We start from the raw sequence: 20,974 nt of genomic DNA on the forward strand, positions 1-20,974 counted from the left end.
CCCCCGCCCGCCTCTATCGCTGGCCCCGGATCCTATCCGGAGGGACACACATAACATGACCGATTTCAAGGATCGCGAGCGCGCCGAGGAAGCCCATTTCGCGCTCGAGGGCGAAACCGCCTTCCGCATCGCCGCGCGGCGCAACAAGCTGCTGGGCGAATGGGCGGCCGGACTGATGAAGCTCACCCCCGAAGAGACAGACGCCTATCGCAAGGCGGTGGTGCAGGCCGACTTCGAGGAATCCGGTGACGAGGACGTGGTGCGCAAGCTGCTCGGCGATCTCACCGCAGCGCAAGCCGATGTCGGCGAGGCCGACATCCGCATGAAGCTCGAGGAAATGACCATCGAGGCGCGCCGCCAGCTGCTCGGCGGGGTCTGACGCCATGCCGATGACCGCACGCCAGATCGAGGACGCGATTGTCGCCGCCCTGCCCGGGGCCGAGGTCGAGCTAACCGACCTTGCGGGCGATGACGACCACTGGGCGGCGACCGTCACCGCCCCGCAATTCGCCGGCCTGAGCCGCGTGGCCCAGCACAAGCTGGTCTATGCCGCATTGGGCGGGCGGATGGGCGGGGTGCTGCATGCCTTGCAAGTCACCACCGTGGTTCCCAAGTAACCTTCATTCCACGCAACACCTGCCAAGGCCGCACATCCCATGTCCGACGTCAACGCGCGCATTTCCGATCTCGTCACCAGCAACGACGTGGTCTTGTTCATGAAGGGCACGCCGCTCTTCCCGCAATGCGGCTTTTCCAGCCGCGCGATCGCGATCCTCGAGCATTGCGGCGTCGCCTATGAAAGCGTCGACGTGCTGCAGGACATGGAAATCCGCCAGGGCATCAAGAGCTTCTCCGACTGGCCGACGATCCCGCAGCTTTACGTGAAGGGCGAATTCGTCGGCGGCAGCGACATCATGATGGAGATGTTCGAGGCGGGGGAACTGAAGGCGCTGCTGGATGAAAGCGGCGTGAAGACTGTTTGATTTTCCGCACCCGCCTCAGCGGGTGCGTCCTCGGCGCTGTTCCTTCGCTGCGCTACGGGCGCCTGCGGGCGGCCGTTCGGCCTTGCGGTCGCTAGCGCGACCGACACCAGCACTACTCATAGAAGTGGCGATGAACCGGCGCGAAGCGCCGCAAGCGCGAACGCGCGTCCGGAGGGGTGGCCCCGCAGGGGCCGGGCCCCCGGAGGCAAGCCAAGCGCGCGGACGCGCGCGCCGGCGCCTGAGGCGCAACAAAAAAGCGCTCCGCAGGACCAGTGCGGAGCGCTTTTTCATTTTCGGGGAGGCGCAACCCGGAGACCAGGAAGGGTCGCGCCTCGCGTCGAAGACCATTGGGACCGCACCACTCAATGCACGCCCCGTGCCAAACTCGAAAAACCACGGAAATCCGCCATTTTTTGGAAATCTTGTCACGCCCTTAACCGCGAGTTGTAAAGCGCCCCGACACCCCTTGCTCCGCCAGTGCGTGGCGCTGCGGCAGCAATTGGCCTTGGGTCTTGGCAAGGACGCGCCATGCGGCCATCCTTTGCCGCGATGACCACCGAATCCGCACCTGCAGGCATTCCCGCCGCTACCATCATCATCTTCCGCAACCCGCCCGGCAGCAACGGCGCGCCGGAGGTGCTGATGACCGTGCGCTCGCGCAACATGACCTTCGCAGGCGGGATGGCGGTGTTCCCCGGCGGGCGGGTCGATCCGGCGGATTACGCGCTCGGCGAGGAAGTCGCAGCCGCCCACGGCCTCACCCCCGATGAAGCCGCCCACCAGATCGCCGCAGTGCGCGAGACGCTCGAGGAGACCGGCCTCGCGCTCGGCCTTTCGGGCGAGATCAACGCGGCCAGCGCCGACGCCGCGCGCAAGATGCTGGCCGAATGCGCCGCGCTCGCCCCGGTGCTCGAGGCCTTCGGCTGGCAGCTCGACCTGGCCCAGATCACGCCCTTTGCCCGCTGGTTTCCCAAGAACGAGGCGATCGCGCGGGTTTATGACACGCGCTTCTACCTTGCCGACCTTGGCACCGGGGCGGTCGACGTGTCGATCGACCATGCCGAGAACACCCACCTGTTCTGGACGACCGCACAAGGCGCACTCGATGCGGCCGAGCGAGGTGACATAAAGCTGATCTTCCCCACCCGCCGCAACCTCGAACGCCTCGCGCTGTTCGCTAGCTTCGCCGAGGCCAAGGCACAGGCCGAGGCGATCCCGGTGCGCACGATCATGCCGCAGGTGGTGGAGCAGGACGGCAAGCCGTGGCTGACGATCCTCGCCGACGCGGGCTATCCGGTTACGGGCGAGTTGCTGGAGACGGTTGCACGCGGATAGGCGGCGAAAAATCCGCCCGGCGAATCGCTGGTGGGACAATTGGTATCGCTACCATTGCGATCCATGCGGCCTTGCATTCGTATTTTGTCGACCATATTCGTAAATTTTACAGCGTATTGAAACTCGCGCGTCGATGCACCCCGCACACGCTGTCGCCATCCGATTGACTTCCGCCCGCATATTTTACAACATTCATGTTAGCGTTAGCAAAAAACGCTGGGTACGGCGGGCATGGCCGCCGCGGGAGAGGGACATGATGGGCCACCGGGCCTCCACACGCGCTTGCTTTGCGGCAGGCCTGCTCGCAGCCGCGAGCCTTGCCACCATGGCAATCGCGCAAACAGCCCCTGCCCCTGCTCCGGGCACCGCAAATCCCGAGCAGTGGCCCGCCTACACCTACCCCGTGCCCACCCGCGCCGATCACGAGGCAATGATCGCGGACCTGATCGCGCGCATGACCATCGAGGAGAAGGTCGGGCAATTGGTACAGGCCGACCTGTGCTGCGTGACGCCTGAGGACTTCCGCAGATACAAGCTCGGCTCGCTGCTGGTCGGCGGCAATTCCGGCCCCAATGGCAACGACCTTTCGCCCGCTCCGGACTGGCTGAAGGCGGCGGATGATTTCTACCTTGCCTCGGTCGACCGCTCGGACGGCGGAGTCGGCATCCCGATGATCTGGGGCACCGACGCGGTCCACGGCCATTCGAACATCATCGGCGCGACGCTGTTCCCGCACAATATCGGCCTTGGAGCGATGCGTGATCCGGCGCTGATCGAGAAGATCGGCGCGGTCACCGCCAAGGAGATCCGCGTCACCGGACAGGAATGGACCTTCGCGCCGACCGTCGCCGTGCCGCAGGATTTCCGCTGGGGCCGCGCTTACGAGGGCTATTCCTCCGATCCCGATCTGGTCGCCTCCTATGTCGGCGCGATGGTGCGCGGGCTGCAGGGGCCGCCCACGGGCGACAACCTGCTCGCCGGTCCCTACGTGATCGCCTCAACCAAGCACTTCCTCGCCGATGGCGGCACCGACAACGGGGTCGATCAGGGCGACAGCTCGATCAGCGAAGCGGCGCTGCGCGACATTCACGGGAAGCCCTACGGCCCCGCAATCGCCGAGGGCGTTGCCACGGTGATGGTCAGCTTTTCGAGCTGGCAAGGCGTCAAGATGACCGGCAACCACTCGCTGGTGACCGGCGTGCTCAAGGAGCGGATGGATTTCGGCGGCTTCGTCGTTTCCGACTGGAACGCCCACGGTCAGGTCGCCGGCTGCACCAACGAGGCCTGCCCGCAGGCGCTGATGGCGGGCGTCGACATGTACATGGCGCCCGACACGTGGAAGCCGATCTGGAACGACCTCCTCGCCCGCGCCAAGGCGGGCACGATCCCGATGAGCCGCATCGACGAGGGCGTCGCGCGGATCCTGCGGGTCAAGGCGCGGCTCGGGCTGTTCGATGCGGGCAAGCCCTCCGACCGGGCATATTCGGGCCAATACGAACTCCTCGGCGCGCCCGAGCACCGCGCCGTGGCGCGCGAGGCGGTGAGGAAGTCGCTGGTGCTGCTCAAGAACCAGGGCGTGCTGCCGATCGCGCCGGGCGGACGCCTGCTGGTTGCGGGTGACGGCGCTGACGACATTGCGCGTCAGGCCGGCGGCTGGACGCTGAGCTGGCAGGGGACAGGCCTCAACAACAGCCATTTCCCCGGCGCGACCTCGATCTGGGGCGGCCTCAAGCAAGCGGTCGAGGCTGGTGGCGGCAGCGCGGTGCTCTCGCCCGATGGCAGCTACACCGACAAGCCCGATGCCGCCGTGGTGGTGTTTGGCGAGACCCCCTATGCCGAGTTCCAGGGCGACCGTGCGGCGCTGCTGCTCGATCCCGAGCACACTGGGCCCTTCGCGACGATGAAAAAGCTGAAGGCAGCTGGCGTTCCGGTGGTCGCGGTGATGGTCACGGGGCGGCCGCTCTATGTGAACCCCGCGCTCAACGCTGCCGATGCCTTCGTCGTCGCATGGCTGCCGGGGAGCGAGGGCGGCGGGATCGCCGACGTGCTGGTGGCAGATAGCTCGGGCAAGCCCCGCTTCGACTTTGCGGGCAAGCTCCCCGCCGCCTGGCCGCGCACCGCGCAGATCGCCGAAGGGGCGCTGTTCCCGCTCGGCTATGGGCTCGATTACGCCTCGCCTGCCCCGGCCTTCGCCGCCCTGCCCGAGCTTGATGCCTCGGCCACCGGGGCGGACGCGCGGGTGTGGTTCAATGCCGGCACCCCGGCGGCGCGCTGGTCGCTGTGGGTGGCGGGGACGAAGGACGAGGTCGAGACCCGCGTCACCACCCTCCCCGCCGAGGCCCTGGGTGGCCGCGCGCGGGTGACGGCGGAGAACTACCGGGTTCAGGAAGGCGCGCGCCGGATCGCCGTCAGCGGCGGCACGGCCAGCGCGCAGCTCGGCAAGTTCGAAACCATCGACGTGTCGCGCGAGACCAATGGCGATGTCATGGTGCTGGTGACGATGCGGGTGTGGGACGCGCCCGATGCCGCGCGGATCGGCGTGCGGGGCCCGGGCACCGACGGCTTCACCGCCGTCACCCTGCCCGAGTCTTCCGGCTATGTGCGCTACGGCATTCCCTTGAAGTGCCTGCGCGGCAAGGGCGCGGATGTCGCGAAGCTCGACCGGCCCTTCGTTATCGAGACGCAAGGCAAGGCCGATTACGCGATCGCCGAAGTGCGCCTCGGCAGCGATGCCGAGCAGATATTGCCGTGCCGCTGAGGCATGCGCGGAATTGAACACAGGCCGTAAGAGCCGACACCACGGAGAGACCCATGAACCTCAAGGCTTTCGCTTCGCTGCTGCCGCTCGCGGCGCTGACCCTCGCGCCGATGGCAGCGGCCCCCGTCGCGGCGGCTCCTGCCGTCACCAAGCCGCTGCCGGTGGGCACCTGCATCAACCTCGGCAACACGCTCGAACCGCAATTCGAGGGCAGCTGGGGCGGCGTTCCGGTGCGCCGCGAGGATCTGCAGCGCATTGCCGCGGCCGGCTTCAAGACCATCCGCCTGCCGGTGCGCTGGCACAACAAGACCTCCGACAAGCCGCCTTACACGGTCGATCCCAAGTGGATGGCGCGCGTGAAGCAGATCGTCGACTGGGCGCTGGCCGAGAACCTCAACGTCATCCTCAACAGCCACCATTTCGACCCGATCCATGATGATCCGCTGGCCGTCGCCTCATGGCATGGCGGCGTGTGGAAGCAGATCGCGGAAACCTTCAAGGGCTATCCCGAGGAAACGCTGTGGTTCGAGCTCGAGAACGAGCCGCACAAGAACTTCAACCACACGAACCTCTTGCAGACCCTCGCCCCGTCGCTGGCCGAGGTGAGGAAGCTCCACCCCACCCGCGCAGTGATCATCGGGGGCGAGAACTGGAGCGGGATCAAGTCGCTCGAAACCCTGCCGTTGCCGGATGATCCGAACATCCACCCGACCTTCCACTACTACGATCCCTTCACCTACACCCACCAGGGCGCGGAATGGACCAAGCCCGACATGCCGCCGGTGGGCCGGCCCTTCCCCACCACGCAGGATGCCAGCCAGCTTGCGCGCGATGTGGCGAGCATCCAGACCTATATCGCCCGCACCGGCAAGACTCCCTTCATGGGCGAGGTCGGGGCCTATGACCGCCATATTCCGCTCGCCGACCGGGTGAAGTATCACCGCATGATCACCGATGCTTTCGCGCCGACGGGGATTGGCATTTGCGTCTGGGCCTATACCAACACGTTCCCTTTCTACGACCACGAGAAGAACCGCTGGCTGCCGGGCATGCGGGGCGCGCTGGGGCTGAAGGAAGACTGACGAGGAGATGACCGGGATCATGTTCAACCGCCTGACCACCCTTGCTGCCGGCGCCGCGCTGCTCGCGCTTGCCGTGCCCGCCGCCGCCGATCTGCCGCCCGCACTCAAGGCCTTCGACGAACAGGTGCCGGGCGATCTGATCAACGATCCCACCCGGATCGACTGGGACAGCTACGGCCCTGCCTTCAATGCCGGCGCGCGGCAGGCGGCCGACATTCCCGGCGGGGGCGCGGCACGGGTGTTCACGGTCGCCGAGCGCGGGGACTTTCCCTATCGGGCGGCCGCCAACATCCCGCTGCTCGAGGGCATCGCCACTGGCGAGCAGGTGACGATCGGCTTTTATGCCCGCGTGGTCAGCACCGAAAGATCGGACGGCAAGGGGGTGGTCAGCGTGCGCTTCCAGGAGAACGTCGCCCCCTATGCCGGATTCGGCGACACCACGGTGCTGATCGGCAGCGACTGGGAATGGCACGAGGTCACCGCCAAGGCCGACCGCCGCATCCGCAAGTCCGATGCGCTGGTGACGCTGCAACTGGCAGGCGCCAAGCAGGTGCTGGAAATCGGCCAGGCCATTGTCGTCAAGAACGCCGCCACCATCCAGACCACGCAGGCCACCGCGCCTGCGCCGACGCTGCAGGACGCCGCCGGGATAGAGATGCCCGACAGCCTTCGCACCGCCGGCCAGCTCGTTAACGATCCCGCCAACCGGGGCTGGGCCAATGGCGGCACCGGGGGCACCGTGCTGCCGCTCGAGGTGCCGGAGATCTGGCTCAAGAAGGCAACCCGCTACACCACCACCGCGGTGGGTGCGAACCGCTGGGATCTGGTCACGGGCATTCCGATCGTGCCGGAGGTGAAGGAAGGCGACACCTTCGTCGCGGTCGTGATCGCGCGCACGATCAGCGCGCAGACCGATGACGGCATGGGGCTGGTCTATGCGCGCCTCCAGAGCGGCACCCCCCCTTACGAAGGCTTCGGCGACAAGGCCTTCAAGCTGGGAGCCAAGTGGCAGATGATCAGGCTTCCGTTCACCGCCACCCGCGGCTTCGGGGCGGGCGATGCCAACGTGACGCTGCACTTCGCCGCCGCGGCGCAGACCGTCGAGGTGGGGCCGGTCTACGTCTTCAAGACCAACTGAGGCCCCCGCGCCGCTCTCCGGGCCTCATGGCCCCGGGGAATAGGCATAGGGGCCGACCACCAGCCCGGTGAACAGCCCGGCGTGAACCGAGGCGAGCGGCTCGACATTGATCGGGCCGCCGACCCGGCGCCATGCTGCCCCGCCCTCTTCGCGGAAGAACACCTCAGCCGCGCCGCCGTCGAGCGACAGCTTCAGTTCCACCGGCCCGGTGGTCGCGAGCGGGGAGGAGGCGACCTCGTTCCCGCCCGCCCAGTCGCTTGGCCCGGTGCGCAGGCGCACGACGATCCGCCCCTGCTCCTTGCCAGCAGCGAGGAAGTGCGTTTCGTCCATGAAGGCGAGCAGCCCGGCAAAATCGCCGCGCCGCTCAGGGGTGAAGTCGAGCCGGGTGGCGAAGCTTGCCTTGTGGTGGCGCAGCCGCCGTCCGGTAAAGGCGGGCCGAGCCATGCCGCCGGGCGCGGCGGGGCCGGCGGTGACCTCGAGCGCACCGCCCTTCACCGCCCACTGCGCCGCCGCGCCGGGCGTGCGCAGCGCGAGCCATTCGTTGGAAAGCGGCGCAGCGAACTCCTCGCGCCAGTTGTCCCACGCCGCCCCTGCCGAGGCGGGAAGCTGCGGCGCCGTCGGCGTCAGCGGGACGGGCGCGCCCCTGTCGAGAAAACGCGGCCAGCCATCCTTCCACGTCACCGGCAGCAGAAAGGTCTCGCGCCCCAGCAATGTCGATTGCCCGGCAAAGGGCCGCGTGGCGAGGAACACGCCCCACCAGCTCCCGTCATCGAGCTGGACGATGTCGGCATGGCCGGTCGCCTCGATCCGGTCCGGCCGCCCCGCGGGAAGATCGCGCTGGGTGAGGATCGGGTTGTTCGGCCCCGGCACATAGGGGCCCTGAAGCCCGCGCGAGCGATAGATCGTCTGCGAATGCTGGTCGGCCGTGCCGCCTTCCGCGGTGAGGAGGTAATACCACTCGCCGACCTTGTAGATGTGCGGCCCCTCGGCCCAGATCGGCTTGGTTGCAGGGTCGACGCCCTTGTCGCGCAGCAGGATGCGCTTGGGCAGCATGGTCATCGCAACAGGGTCGAACTGCTGGAGCCACAGCGCGCGGTGGCCTTCGTACTCGGCCAGGCCCGGGGGCGCGTCGTTGTAGACGATCCACGCAGTGCCATCCGCCTCGAAGTGCAGCGAGGGGTCGATCCCGCCGAAATCGAGCCACACCGGATCGCTCCACGGCCCTGCCGGATCCTCGGCGGTAATGACGAAATTGCCGCCGCATTCGATGCAGGTGTTGACGATCCAGAACCGCCCGTTGTGGTGGGTGATCGCGGGCGCAAACAGCCCGCGGTTGGTGCCGATGCCGCTGAAGTCGAGCATCCCCGGCCGGTCGATGGCATTGCCGATGATGCGCCAGTTCACGAGATCGGTCGAATGCAGGATCGGCAGCCCCGGATACCAGCTGAAGGTCGAGGTGACGCCGTAGAAATCCTTGCCGACGCGCACGATCGAGGGATCGGGATGGAAGCCAGGGATCACCGGATTGGCGTAGCGCCCCTCGGGGGCCTTCACCTCGGCGGATTCGTAGGCCAGCCAGTCGAAGCTGGCGACCACATCGCGCGCCGCCGCGCCCTGCGCGCTCCCCGCCAGCACCAGTGCCCCGGCAAGCATTCCCGCTTTCAGCCGCATTGCATTTCCTCCCCTTGTCCTGCTCGCTTGAGGGCTTGTCGGCCCTGCGATTGTATGCTTATGGTAGCGCTATCAGTGAGGGAGGCAAGAGCCAGAAATGGCCGAAGGGATACTCAAAAGTCTGCCCGCGGATTTCCGCGAGGGGCACTTCATAGGCCGGGCGCTCTCGCCTGCCGGGCCTCATGTCATCACCATCCAGGGCGGCGTGACCCACGACCTGACGCATGTCGCCAGCACGGTCGCGGGCGCCATCGCGCGGCGGGCCTTTACCGGCGGCACGGTGATCGGGCCGGTCGAGGCGGGGCTTCCCGAAGGCTGGAGCCTGCTCGCCCCCACCGACCTGCAATGCATCAAGGCAAGCGGCGTGACCTTCGCGCTTTCCGCCATCGAGAGGGTGATCGAGGAACGCGCGCGCGGCGATGCATCGGCTGCCGCAGCGATCCGCACCCAGCTTGAGGACACGATCGGCAGCGGCATCCGCTCGGTCGTGCCCGGCAGCCCTGCGGCTGCGCAGCTGAAGGCCGCACTGATCGAGCAAGGCATGTGGTCGCAATATCTCGAGGTCGCGATCGGCCCGGACGCCGAGATCTTCTCCAAGGCCCCGGTGCTCTCGGCGGTCGGCACCGGCGCACTCATCGGCGTGCGTTCGGATTCGCACTGGAACAATCCCGAGCCGGAGGTGGTTCTCGCCTGCGACGCGCATGGCGAAGTCGTCGGCGCGTGCCTCGGCAATGACGTGAACCTGCGCGATTTCGAAGGCCGTTCGGCGCTGCTCCTGTCCAAGGCCAAGGACAACACCGCCTCCTGCGCGATCGGCCCCTTCATCCGGCTGTTCGACGATCATTTCACCATCGACGATGTGCGCTCCGCCGCAATCGAGCTGGTGATCGATGGCCCCGAAGGCTACCTCCTGAAGGGGCGCAACGATATGAGCCAGATCAGCCGCGATCCGCTCGATCTGGTCGCCCAGTGCCTCTCGGAGCATCACTACCCCGATGGCTTCGTCCTGTTCTGCGGGACGCTGTTCGCGCCGACCCAGGACCGCGACACGCCGGGCGCGGGCTTCACGCACAAGGTTGGCGACGTGGTGACCATCAGCTCGGAAAAGCTCGGCGCCCTGCGCAACACGGTGACCACATCGCGCGATGCGCCCGCTTGGACGATGGGCTTTGCCGCCTTTGCGAGGAACCTTGCGGCCCGCGGGCTGATCGAGGCGATCTGATAGATTACTCAAGTGGAACAGGGCGCTATGGATAGGGACGATCCGGGCGCCCGATACGGGATGGGGAAGACAGGACTTGGACGCGCAAACCAGCAGCGCCGGCGTGAACAGCGCGATCTACCCGAGCCTTACGGGCAAGCGGGTGATCGTCAGCGGCGGCGGTTCGGGCATCGGCGAGGCGATGGTGGAGGCCTTCGCCCGGCAGGGCGCGGCAGTCGCCTTCGTCGACATTCAGGACGCCCCGAGCGAGGCGCTGATAGCGCGGCTCGCTGGCGCCGATGTCACGCCGCATTTCGCGCGCTGCGACATCACCGATTGCGAAGGCTATACAGCCACGATCAATGACCTGATCGCCCGCCTCGGCGGGTGCGACGTGCTGATCAACAACGCCGCCAGCGACGACCGCCACACAATCGATGACGTGACCCCCGCCTATTGGGACGATCGCATGGCGGTGAACCTCAAGCACCAGTTCTTCGCCGCCAAGGCGGTGGTGCCCGCGATGCGCGCGGCGGGCGGCGGGGCGATCGTCAACATGGGCTCGATCAGCTGGCACCTAGGCCTCAGCGACCTTGTCATCTACCAGACCGCCAAGGCCGCGATCGAGGGGCTGACCCGCAGCCTCGCCCGCGAGCTCGGGCGCGACAATATCCGCGTCAACACCATCGTCCCCGGCAATGTCCAGACCCCGCGCCAGATGCGCTGGTACACCCCCGAGGGTGAGGCCGAGATCGTCGCCGCGCAGTGCCTTGACGGTCGCATCCAACCCGCCGACATTGCCGCGATGGCGCTGTTCCTCGGCTCCGACGATGCGCGCTTCTGCACCGCGCACAACTACTGGGTGGACGCCGGATGGAGATGACCTTGCCTGTCAAACAGGTGCTCGCCGCCGACTGCCTTCTGGGCGAAGGCGTGCTGTGGGACGCGGAGCGCCGCGTTGTCTGGTTCGTCGACATCAAGCGGCACCGTTTGTGGCATTTCGACCCGGCCACCGGCAGCAATCGTTTCGCCGAGGCGCCCGCCGCGATCGGCTGGGCGATCCCCGCGGAAGGGGGGCTGCTCTTGTGCGGCTTGAAGGACGGGCTCTACACCTTCGATCCCGAAAACGACACCTTCACAAAGCTTTGCGAGGTCCCCGGAGAGCCCGCCGGCAACCGCCTCAACGACGCCTGCACCGACCCCTGGGGCCGGGTGTGGTTCGGCTCGATGGATGATAGCGAGGCCGGGGCGACGGGGCGCTTCTACGTCTTCGATCGCGGCGAGATCCGCGCCGCAGGGCCGAGCGGGATTGCCATCACCAACGGCCCGGCCGTGAACTCCGACGGCAGCCGCATCTATTTCACCGACACGGGCGGACAGAAGATCTTCGCCGCCGACCTCTCCGAGGCGGGCCTCGGCGAGGTGCGCCTTTTCGCCGACACCGGCGCGCTGTTCCCGAACGCCTACCCTGATGGGCCGGTGGTCGACAGCTTCGACCATGTCTGGACGGGGATGTATTTCGGCGGCTGCGTCGCCCGCTTCACCCCCGAGGGCAAGCTCGACTGCACCATCGCCATACCGGCGCGCGACATCACCAAGATGGCGTTCGGGGGAACAGACCTCAAAACTGCCTTCGTCACGACCGCGACCAAGAACATGTCCCAACAGGACATGGCCGAGCGCCCGCTCGCCGGCAGCCTGTTCGCCTTCGCCGCCCCCGTCGCAGGCTTCCCGCAGGCCCGCGCGAGGCTTTCGTGAAGCATCGCCTTTTCAGAGGTCTGCCGCTCGCTCTTGCGATGCTCTGGCCCGCCGCTGCGCTTTCCAACCCGGTGCTCGATGCCGGATTTGGCGACAATATGGTGTTGCAGAGCGGCACGCCGTTGACGCTCTCGGGACGGGCAAAACCGGCGACCAGCGTCACACTGACGCTCGATGACCGCGCAACGACGACGCAATCCGACGCCAAGGGCGCCTTTTCGGTCACCCTGCCCGCGCAATCCAACTCGGCTGCGCCGCACACCCTCACCATCAGCGATGGCTCGGGTTCAACAACCTATCGCAACATCCTGATCGGCAATGTTTTTCTGTGCGGCGGGCAATCCAACATGGAATTGTCGGTCGACCGCGCGCTCGATGTCTACAATCAGCTCCGTCTCGCGAGCGATGACGGCATCCGGCTGCTGATGGTGCCCAAGGCGACCGCGCCGGTGCCGCAGACCGCCTTTGCCGCGCCGGTTGCGTGGAAGGCGGCGACCAGCGAGACCGTCGCGCCGTTTTCGGCCGCCTGCTTCTACATGGCAAAAAGCCTGCGTAGGAAAGACCCTTCGACGCCGGTCGGCCTGATTCACTCCAATTGGGGCGGCAGCGCGGCGCGGGCGTGGTACGATCCCGAGGGCGCGAAGGCGATCGAGGGCCCCCGCGCGCTCGAACTGCTCGATCTCTATGCCCGCGATCCCTATGCCGCCACGCAGGCCTTCGTGACGCAGTGGTTCGACTGGTGGCGCAAGGCGGATCAGGGCCGCGAGCCGTGGAAGAACAGCGCGCTGCTGGGCTGGAAGCCGATCCCGAAGTTCTCGTTCTGGAACGAATGGACGGGCACCGGCCTCGACACGGCCCCGCGCGCCAATGTGTGGCTGCGAAAGGTCATCACTCTCACCCCCGAACAGGCGAAGGGCGAGGGGCAACTCGCGATCGGCGCAATCGACGACATGGACCTGACCTTCGTCAACGGTCATCCGGTCGGCTACACCTTCGGCTGGGGGGTGGAGCGCAGCTACCGTGTGCCGCCCGCCCACCTGAAGACGGGCCGCAACGAGATCCTGATCGCGGCGAACAACATGTGGGACACCGGCGGCTTCTTCGCCGGCCCCGAGCGCCTCGCCTTCACCGCCGCCAATGGCGAGCGCGTGATGCTGGGCGCTGACTGGGACTATGCGCAGACCGCCGTCACCAGCATCCCGCCGCGCAGCCCCTGGGACGCCAACGCGGGCCTCGGCGTGATGCACAACGCGATGATCGCGCCGCTCGGACGGATGCGCCTTGCCGGCGTCGCCTGGTATCAGGGCGAGGCGGATGTCGGCCAGCAAGCCTATAACAAAAAGCTCGCCGCGCTGTTTGCCGGGTGGCGCCGCCAGTTCGGCCCGCAGACGCGAATGCTGGTGGTGCAACTCGCCGATTTCGGCGAGCGCCGTTCGGCTCCGGGCGAGTCCGGCTGGGCGAAACTGCGCGACGAGCAGCGCCTTGGCGTCGCGGCGGATGCCAACGCCGCGCTGGTCACCGCAATCGACATTGGCGAGCCGACCGACATTCACCCGGCCAACAAGAACGACCTCGGCAAGCGCCTCGCCGCCGCCTTCGATGGTCGTGCGATGCCGATGCCGCTGGGCGCTGAGCGCGAGGGTTCCCGCGTCACGGTCAGCTTCACCGGGATCGCAGGCGCGCTCGCCGTGCAGGGCGGGCCCCATCCGCTCGGGGTCGAGCTGTGTGGGGCCGCCTCCGGCTCCTGCCAATTCGTGATCGCGCGCGCCGAGGGCGACCGGCTGACCATCGCCGTGCCCGACGGCATGACGCCCACCCGCGTGCGCTATGCCTGGGCCGATGCGCCGGTGGTGAACCTCGTCGACGGCGTGGGGATGCCGGTGCCGGGGTTCGAGCTGGCCATCGCGCCATGACCTTTACCCGCCGCGAGAGCCTTGCAGGCTCGGCGGCGGGCGCGTTAGCGCTGGCGGCGGGGGGACACGCCGCCAGCGCCGCGCCCTCCCCCTCGCCCGATTTCGTCACCCGCGACGGGACCCGGCTGCTGCGCGGCGGCAAACCCTACCGGATCACCGGCGCGAACCTGTGGTATGCCGCATGGCTCGGGGCGGACGCGGATTATGGCGACCGCGCAAGGCTCTTGCGCGAGCTTGACCGGCTGCAAGCGCTCGGCATCAACAACTTGCGCGTCATGGCGGCGGCCGAGGAAGGCCCGCTCAGGAATTCGATCAAGCCCGGCTTCACCCGCGCCGACGGCAGCGCCAATGCGGCGCTGTTCGAGGGGCTGGACTTCGCCCTCGCCGAGATCGCCAAGCGGGGCATGACCGCAGTGCTGGTGCTCTCGAACTTCTGGGAGTGGTCGGGCGGGATGCAGACGCTGCTCCACCGCGCGACCGGCACATATATCGACATGGGCGATCCGGCGCACCCGTGGCCCGCCTTCGCCGATGCCACCGCAGCCTTCTATGCCAATACCGACGCGGTGGCGCGCTATCGCGAGCATGTCGTGCGGCTGCTGGGGCGGCGCAACACGGTCAGCGACGTGGACTATACGCTGGACTCGGCGATCATGGCCTGGCAGCTCGCCAATGAGCCGCGCCCGGGCGGGAGCGACGCGGCGATTGCGGCCAACCGCGCGGCCTATCTCGCATGGATCGCCGACACCGCCGCGCTGATCCGCGCAGGCGCGCCGCAGCACCTCGTCAGCCTCGGGCAGGAGGGAACGCAGGCGACCAATGGCGATGCGTTGCTGGTCGCCGACGCGCACGCCGCAGTCGACTATGTCACCGCGCATATCTGGCCCTTGAACTGGAGCTGGGTGAAGGGCGATGACCTCGCCGGGACATGGCCGGAAGGGCGCCGCAAGGTCGAGGCCTATATCGCCGCGCATGTCCGCATCGCCGAGCAGTCGGCCAAGCCGCTGGTGATCGAGGAATTCGGCTTCCCGCGCGACGCCGAGGCCTATGCGCCCGCAGCCGCGACCACCTTCCGCGAGGATTACTACCGCGTGATCTACGCTGCGGTCGAAGCCAGCTGGGCGAGCGGTGCGGTCATCGCAGGCAGCAATTTCTGGGCGTGGAACGGCGAGGCGCGCGCCGCCCATCCCGACGCGCGCTTCAGGGACGGCGACCGCGCCTATATGGGCGATCCGCCGCATGAGCCGCAGGGCTGGTACGGCGTGTTCGGCAGCGATGCGGCAATGCTCGAGGTGATCCGCGCGCATGTCGCCCGCGCGGCTGCCTAGGGCTTCGGCGGCGGAGCGGTCACCCCGGCCTTGGTCTGGGTGACGGGGCGCATGAGGCCGTCCGCGTCGTAGGTCAGATATTCCACCGTCACCGCCCGCCGCCCGAGCGCGCCCTTCCGCGTCCCGATGGTCAGCGCTGCGTTGTGGAGGAACAGGTACCACTGGCCCTTGAACTGCGCGATGCCGGGGTGGATCGTGAAGCTGCCCTCCCCCGATCCGGTCAGCTCGCCGCGGGGCGTCCACGGCCCGTCGAGCGAGGTCGCGGTGGCATAGGACACGCGCTCGTCGGTGTGGTCGCTGCGGTCCAGCGAGGCGTAGGTGAGGTAGTAGAGCCCGCCCCGCTTGTGGAGCCACGGCCCCTCCTCGAAATGCGGTGGGGTGATTTCGCGGATCGGGCCGTCGATGCTGATCATGTCGGCGCCGAGCCGCGCGATATAGCACTGGCGGTTGCCCCATGCGATCCAGGTGGTGCCGTCATCATCGGTGAACACCGTGGGGTCGATGTCCTCCCAGCTATGCTCGCCCTTGGTAGTCATGTCGTTGGAGATGAGCGCGGAGCCCTTGGCGTCGACGAAGGGGCCTTCGGGCTTGTCCGATACGGCAACGCCAATCGCCTTGCCCGGCTTGGTCTTGTCATGCTCGACGGGCGCATAGAGCCAATAGCGTCCATGCTTCTCGATCACCTGCACGGCCCAGGCGTCGTGTGACGCCCACGTGAAGCCCGCGATGTTCATTACCGGTCCGTGGAAATCCCAGTTCCGCATGTCGGTGGTCGAATAGGCGAGCCATTCCTTCATGTTGAACATCTCGCCATCGGCCGCTTCGTCGTGACTGGTGTAGAGCCACAGCCGGTCGCCGATCACCACCGGCGCAGGGTCGGCGGTGAAGCGGTCGCGGATGATAGGGTTGCTGCCGGGCGCATCCTCGGCCGCGAGCGGTGTCGCGGCCAGCAGCAGAAGAAAAGCGAGCGAGCGCATCAGTGGTTATGGCGCGGCAGTTTCCGCGCCGTGCCCCGGTACTTGAGCGCGAAGTCCATTACCCCGCCTTCGGCCAGCTGCCCGGTCTTTTCGCGGTAGAGTTCCTCCCACGGGGTCTGGCTTTCGGGCACCGGGGGGATGGTCTCCTCGGCCCGGCGGAGCGCGATTTCGACCTCGTCGACCAGCGCGTTGCAGCGCCGCTCATTGAGATCGACGCGGATGATGTCGCCGGTGCGCAGCCAAGACAGGCCCCCGCCGACCGCGCTTTCGGGGCTGACGTTGAGGATCGAGGGGCTGTCGCTGGTCCCCGATTGCCGTCCGTCGCCCAGCGTCGGCAGCCACGGCTTGCCGGCGCGGATCATCGCGTCTGGCGGCTGCATGTTGACCACCTCGGCGCTCCCCGGCCAGCCGATCACGCCCGAGCCGCGGATGACGAGGATGCAGTCCTCGTCGATGGCGAGCGCGGGGTCGTTGATGCGGTGGTGGTAATCGTCCGAACCGTCGAAGACGATCGCGCGGGCTTCGAACACTCCCTCGCTGCCGGGGCGCGAGAGGTAACGGGCGCGGAAGGCGGGGCCGATCACGCTGGTTTTCAGAATGGCGAAATCGAAGAGGTTGCCCGACAGCACCATGAAGCCCGCCTTGTCGATCAGCGGATCGGCGAAGGGCCGGATCATCTCGCGGTCGGGGCTTTCGGCGCCCGCGAGGTTCTCCGCCATGGTCTTGCCGGTGCAGGTGACGGCGTCGCCGTGCAGCTTGCCCGCTTGCAGCAGCTCCCACATCGCCGCGGGCACGCCGCCCGCGCGGTGGAAGCGCTCGCCGAGATACTTGCCCGCCGGCTGCATGTTGACGAGCAGCGGCAGATCATAGCCGTGCGCCTGCCACAGTTCGGTCTCGAGGCTCACCCCCGCATGCGCCGCCATCGCCATGATGTGCGGTTGGGCGTTGGAGGAGCCGCCGATCACGCTGACGGTGGCAATCGCATTCTCGAAGGCCGCGCGGGTCAGGATGTCGGAGGGCTTCAGGTCCTCGAGCACCATCTCGACGATCCGGCGGCCGGTGCGATAGGCCATCTGCCCGCGCTCGCGATAGGGCGCGGGGATCGCCGCGCAGCCGGTGAGCGACAGGCCCAGCGCCTCGGCGACCGCGTTCATGGTGCTGGCGGTGCCCATCGAGTTGCAATGCCCCGCTGACGGCGCGCTGCTGCAAGCGCGGTGGAGGAACTCGTCCTCGTCGATCTCGCCCGCCGCCAGCTTGCGGCGGCTGCGCCAGATCACCGTGCCGGAGCCGACCAGCTCGCCCTCGTGCCAGCCGTCGAGCATCGGCCCGCCCGACAGCACGATAGCGGGGATATCGACCGTCGAAGCGGCCATGATCTGCGAGGGCGTGGTCTTGTCGCAGCCGGTGGTCAGCACCACGCCATCGAGCGGATAGCCGTTCAGCAGTTCCACCAGCCCGAGATATAGGAGGTTGCGATCCAGCGCCGCAGTCGGCCTCCGGCAGTTCTCGAAGATCGGGTGGACCGGGAATTCGATCGGGATGCCCCCCGCATCACGGATCCCGTCGCGAGTGCGTTTGGCTAGGTCAACGTGAATGCGGTTGCAGGGGCTCAGGTCGCTCCCGCTCTGCGCAATGCCGATGATCGGCTTGCCGCTGGTGAGCTCCTCGGGCGTCACCCCGTAATTCATGAAGCGTTCGAGATAGAGCGCCGTCATGTCCATGCGTTCGCGGTTGTCGAACCAGTCGCGCGAGCGCAGGCGGCGGGGTGAAGCTTGATCTGTCATGGAGTTCCGGGTGGTTTGCTGAAAGAGGCGGCGAGGCTCGGCCCCGCGTCGGAATTGCGGCGGATCAGCTGGTAAGCGAGCGTCAGCTGCTCGGCCTTGGCGCGGGTGCTGCGCGGCTTCTGCTTGTGGACGCGGGCGATCATCGCCACGGCCTCGGTGGTCATCTCGCGGATCGGCTGGCGGATGGTGGTAAGCTCGGGCCAGATCGAGCTGGCGAGCTCGGTATCGTCGAAGCCGCATACGGTTATGTCGCCGGGCACGTCGAGGTGCCGGCGGTGCGCCATGGCGACGGTCGCGGCGGCCATGTCGTCGTTGGAAGCGAAGATCGCGGTCGGGCGATGCGCGGCGCTCAGCAGCCGCTCGGCCGCGACCATCCCCGAACGGTAGGTGAACTGGCCTTGCGCGATCAGGCTCTCGTCGATGGCAAGGCCCGCGTCCAGCATCGCCTTGCGATAGCCTTCGAGGCGCTGGCCGCTCGCCACCTGATCGGGGTTGCCGATGATGAAGCCGATGCGTTCGTGCCCCAGACTGATGATGTGCCGGGTCATGTCGTAGGCGGCCTGAAACTCGTCGATCAGCACCGCCCCGTGGCTGCCGCTCGCCCGGCCCGGCCCGACCGCGACCGCGATCCCGCCCGAGGAGCGGATCAGGTCGAGCACGCTCTGGTCGTCGCACAGCGGCGGGGGCAGGATGTAGCCCTCGATCCCGCCGTCGAGCAGCTTGCGGATCACCTTCTGCGCCTCGGCGACATTCTCGCAGGCCTGCACCACGAGATAGATGTCGCGGCGGCTCGCCTCTTCCAGCGCGCCCATCAGGAACTCGCTGAGGTAGGAGGCGGAAGGGTTGTCGAACAACAGCGCGATGCGCAGCTGCGATCCTGCCGCAAGCGAGCGCGCCGCGCGGTTGGGGACGTAATTGAGCTTGGCGATCGCACCGAGCACCTTCTGCTTGGTGTCCTCGCGCACGTTCTCCTCGCCATTGATGACGCGGCTGACGGTCATCGGCGAGCATTGCGCCTCGCGCGCGACATCGGTGATGGTGGGCGCAGCGTTGGAGCGCCGGGCGGCGCGCTTGCGGCTGGGATTGAGCGTTTCGGCCTGCTTGTTCATGGGCAGGGCCATACTGCGGCGAGCCGAGTGTCAGCAAGCGGCATGATAAGCGCTATCATCGCCCATGTCCTTGGGTGCCTCATTGCCCCGGTGCCTCGGGAAAGGCGCGCGCTTTGTAGGCCTCGAGGCTTTCGGGGATCGGCCGCGCGCCGGGCGGTAGCGGGAGGCCGTTCACCGATTGCCAATAGGCGAGCGAGGCATCGCGCCACCAGCGAGCGTCCTTCAGCTCTCTCTCCATGTCGGCGGCAACCGCAGCGTGCCGTTCGGCATCGATATGGCCGCGCAGGCCATCCCAGCCCCGCTTCCGCGCCTGCAATCCGATTTCAGCCCAGGCATATTCGGCGGTGAGGCGTTCCCAAAGCGTGTCCCCGCCCTTGATGCGGCGGTCCCAGGGGACGTGGTGGAACCATAGCACGTATTTGTCGTCGATCGTGTCGAGGTCCGCCCACCGCGCCGCCACGCCCGGCGCATATTGGGCGAGCGCGTTCGAGCCCGTGGCCGTGCGATCGAAGCCGATGCCTTTGCGGTCGGCGCGGTGGTAATAGCACGGGTTCCAGTCGGGCCGCTCAAGATCGCACACCCACGGTGCGGGGCCGTAGTGATGCCTGGTGCCCATCAGGTGCGTCAGGCCGAGGGGCGATGTGTACTGGACCACGGTTTCACGGCTGACGAGCATCATGCGAACGATATGTTCGCGCGGGGTCTCGGCGCGCACGAATGTCTGCGCGATCCATTCGCGGGCGATCTGTTCGCTCGTCAGCGAGGGGTCCCATGCCAGCCGCCCGAAGGCGTACCAGTTGGCGGCGTCGAAATGGGTGCCGGTCCAGTTGCGGTCGCTCCCGACATTGGCGACGCCCGCCATGCCGACGGGGCTGACGATCTGCGCGACGGTTCCGCCGCGCCCGGTGTCGGCGTCCAGCACCTCCTTCCACATCGGCGCCAGATAGGCGATCCCGCCCGCCTGGCCGAGATATTCGCGGGTGATCTGCGCCTCGAGCATAAGGCGGGTCTTGGGCATCGCCCCGAACAGTGGGTGGAACGGCTCGCGCGGCTGGAAGTCGAGCGGGCCGTTCTTGATCTGGAGGATGACGTTGTCGGCGAACTGGCCGTCGAGCGGCTGGAACTCGGCATAGGCCTGCATGGTGCGGTCGGTTCTGTCTTCCGCCCGATAGACAAAGGCGCGCCAGATTACCGTGCCTCTATCTCCCAGCGCGGCGGCGAGCATATTCGCACCGTCGGCATGGCTGCGGCCATAGTCCTGCGGGCCGGGTTGGCCTTCGGAATTGGCCTTGACCAGAAAGCCGCCGAAATCGGGGATCGCGGCGTAGATTTCGTCCGCCTTGGCCTTCCACCACGCCGCCACTTGCGGATCGAGCGGGTCGGCGGTGGCAAGCCCGCCGATATCCTTGGGCGCGCTGAACCGGGCCGAGAGGAACACGCGGATGCCATAGGGTCGCCAAGCATCAGCCAGCCGCGCGAGCTTGGCGATATAGCGCGGCTCCAGCATGAAGGCGCGCGCGTTGACGTTGTTCACGGCGATGGCGTTGATGCCGATGCTGGCGTTCGCTCGCGCATAATCGATCAGCCGCGGATCGAGCTTTTCGGGCAGGTGCCACCAGTCGATGATCGAGCGCCCGGCATAGCCGCGCTCGACGCTGCCGTCGGGGTTGTCCCAGTGGTTCAGCATCCTGAGCGGCATGGCGGGGGCTTCGGTGAGCCGGATCTCGCCGAGCGGCTTGCCCTGCCCCAGCGCGCGCAGCAGGGCAAAGCTGCCATGAAGGCACCCGACATGGTCCTTGGCGGCAATGACGACCGCCTGCCGCCCCTCGATCCGCTCGGGCGCGATGGCAAAGCCTGCCGAACCGTCGCCCTTTTCGTCGCCGCAAGCGAGCACGATCTCGACCGAATCGCCGGCCAGGCGCGGGCGCTCGTAGCCC

The 20,974-nt window shown here is 67.5% G+C and carries 17 protein-coding genes; 12 read left to right on the plus strand and 5 right to left on the minus strand.

The window, feature by feature from the left end; all coding sequences use genetic code 11:
- Positions 1–55: 55 nt before the first annotated feature.
- From NBV68_RS07125 to NBV68_RS07155, 7 genes are all read left to right on the plus strand, one after another.
- Positions 56–379, plus strand: a complete 324-nt coding sequence (locus tag NBV68_RS07125; protein ID WP_296308368.1) for a DUF1476 domain-containing protein — start codon at positions 56–58, stop codon at positions 377–379.
- 4 nt (positions 380–383) lie between these two features.
- Positions 384–617 (plus strand): BolA family transcriptional regulator, encoded by a 234-nt coding sequence (locus tag NBV68_RS07130; RefSeq protein WP_296308370.1) that lies wholly within the window; start codon positions 384–386, stop codon positions 615–617.
- A 39-nt stretch (positions 618–656) separates the two neighbouring features.
- Positions 657–983: a Grx4 family monothiol glutaredoxin gene (grxD, locus tag NBV68_RS07135; RefSeq protein WP_296308373.1), complete on the plus strand. Its 327-nt coding sequence runs from the start codon at positions 657–659 to the stop codon at positions 981–983.
- 528 nt (positions 984–1,511) lie between these two features.
- Positions 1,512–2,318: an NUDIX domain-containing protein gene (locus NBV68_RS07140; RefSeq protein ID WP_296308375.1), complete on the plus strand. Its 807-nt coding sequence runs from the start codon at positions 1,512–1,514 to the stop codon at positions 2,316–2,318.
- Between the two features lie 253 nt (positions 2,319–2,571).
- Complete coding sequence (locus NBV68_RS07145; RefSeq protein WP_296308377.1) at positions 2,572–5,076, plus strand: glycoside hydrolase family 3 protein; 2,505 nt, start codon at positions 2,572–2,574, stop codon at positions 5,074–5,076.
- 53 nt (positions 5,077–5,129) lie between these two features.
- Positions 5,130–6,158 carry a glycoside hydrolase family 5 protein gene (locus NBV68_RS07150; RefSeq protein ID WP_296308378.1) on the plus strand — a complete coding sequence of 343 codons (1,029 nt, stop codon included), beginning with the start codon at positions 5,130–5,132 and terminating at the stop codon, positions 6,156–6,158.
- A gap of 7 nt (positions 6,159–6,165) precedes the next feature.
- Positions 6,166–7,296 carry a hypothetical protein gene (locus tag NBV68_RS07155; protein ID WP_296308380.1) on the plus strand — a complete coding sequence of 377 codons (1,131 nt, stop codon included), beginning with the start codon at positions 6,166–6,168 and terminating at the stop codon, positions 7,294–7,296.
- Between the two features lie 24 nt (positions 7,297–7,320).
- Here the strand turns inward: NBV68_RS07155 and NBV68_RS07160 are convergent, their stop codons facing one another.
- Positions 7,321–8,967 (minus strand): glycoside hydrolase family 43 protein, encoded by a 1,647-nt coding sequence (locus NBV68_RS07160; protein ID WP_296308382.1) that lies wholly within the window; start codon positions 8,965–8,967, stop codon positions 7,321–7,323.
- A gap of 97 nt (positions 8,968–9,064) precedes the next feature.
- Between NBV68_RS07160 and NBV68_RS07165 the strand changes: the two genes are divergently transcribed.
- The 5 genes from NBV68_RS07165 to NBV68_RS07185 all read left to right on the plus strand — a co-directional run bounded on the left by NBV68_RS07165 (position 9,065) and on the right by NBV68_RS07185 (position 15,167).
- Positions 9,065–10,189, plus strand: a complete 1,125-nt coding sequence (locus NBV68_RS07165; protein ID WP_296308385.1) for a fumarylacetoacetate hydrolase family protein — start codon at positions 9,065–9,067, stop codon at positions 10,187–10,189.
- A gap of 103 nt (positions 10,190–10,292) precedes the next feature.
- A complete protein-coding gene (locus NBV68_RS07170) occupies positions 10,293–11,051 on the plus strand; it encodes an SDR family oxidoreductase (protein ID WP_296308393.1) in 759 nt (252 codons plus the stop codon).
- Positions 11,048–11,926 (plus strand): SMP-30/gluconolactonase/LRE family protein, encoded by an 879-nt coding sequence (locus NBV68_RS07175; RefSeq protein ID WP_296308386.1) that lies wholly within the window; start codon positions 11,048–11,050, stop codon positions 11,924–11,926. Before NBV68_RS07170 ends, NBV68_RS07175 begins: the two co-directional genes overlap by 4 nt.
- Positions 11,923–13,839: a sialate O-acetylesterase gene (locus tag NBV68_RS07180; protein WP_296308387.1), complete on the plus strand. Its 1,917-nt coding sequence runs from the start codon at positions 11,923–11,925 to the stop codon at positions 13,837–13,839. Before NBV68_RS07175 ends, NBV68_RS07180 begins: the two co-directional genes overlap by 4 nt.
- Complete coding sequence (locus NBV68_RS07185; RefSeq protein ID WP_296308388.1) at positions 13,836–15,167, plus strand: mannanase; 1,332 nt, start codon at positions 13,836–13,838, stop codon at positions 15,165–15,167. Before NBV68_RS07180 ends, NBV68_RS07185 begins: the two co-directional genes overlap by 4 nt.
- On the opposite strand, the gene NBV68_RS07190 is transcribed toward NBV68_RS07185, so the two are convergent.
- The 4 genes from NBV68_RS07190 to NBV68_RS07205 form a co-directional block, all read right to left on the minus strand.
- Positions 15,164–16,144 carry a glycoside hydrolase family 43 protein gene (locus NBV68_RS07190; protein ID WP_296308389.1) on the minus strand — a complete coding sequence of 327 codons (981 nt, stop codon included), beginning with the start codon at positions 16,142–16,144 and terminating at the stop codon, positions 15,164–15,166. The genes NBV68_RS07185 and NBV68_RS07190 overlap by 4 nt on opposite strands.
- Positions 16,144–17,928: an IlvD/Edd family dehydratase gene (locus NBV68_RS07195; protein ID WP_296308390.1), complete on the minus strand. Its 1,785-nt coding sequence runs from the start codon at positions 17,926–17,928 to the stop codon at positions 16,144–16,146. Before NBV68_RS07195 ends, NBV68_RS07190 begins: the two co-directional genes overlap by 1 nt.
- On the minus strand, positions 17,925–19,037 hold the full coding sequence (locus NBV68_RS07200; protein WP_296308391.1) for a LacI family DNA-binding transcriptional regulator: 1,113 nt from the start codon (positions 19,035–19,037) through the stop codon (positions 17,925–17,927). Before NBV68_RS07200 ends, NBV68_RS07195 begins: the two co-directional genes overlap by 4 nt.
- 79 nt (positions 19,038–19,116) lie before the next feature.
- The coding region (locus NBV68_RS07205; protein WP_296308392.1) for an alpha-glucuronidase at positions 19,117–20,974 on the minus strand (1,858 nt) is incomplete at its 5' end.

The organism is Erythrobacter sp. (assembly GCF_023653175.1).
GTDB lineage: Bacteria > Pseudomonadota > Alphaproteobacteria > Sphingomonadales > Sphingomonadaceae > Erythrobacter.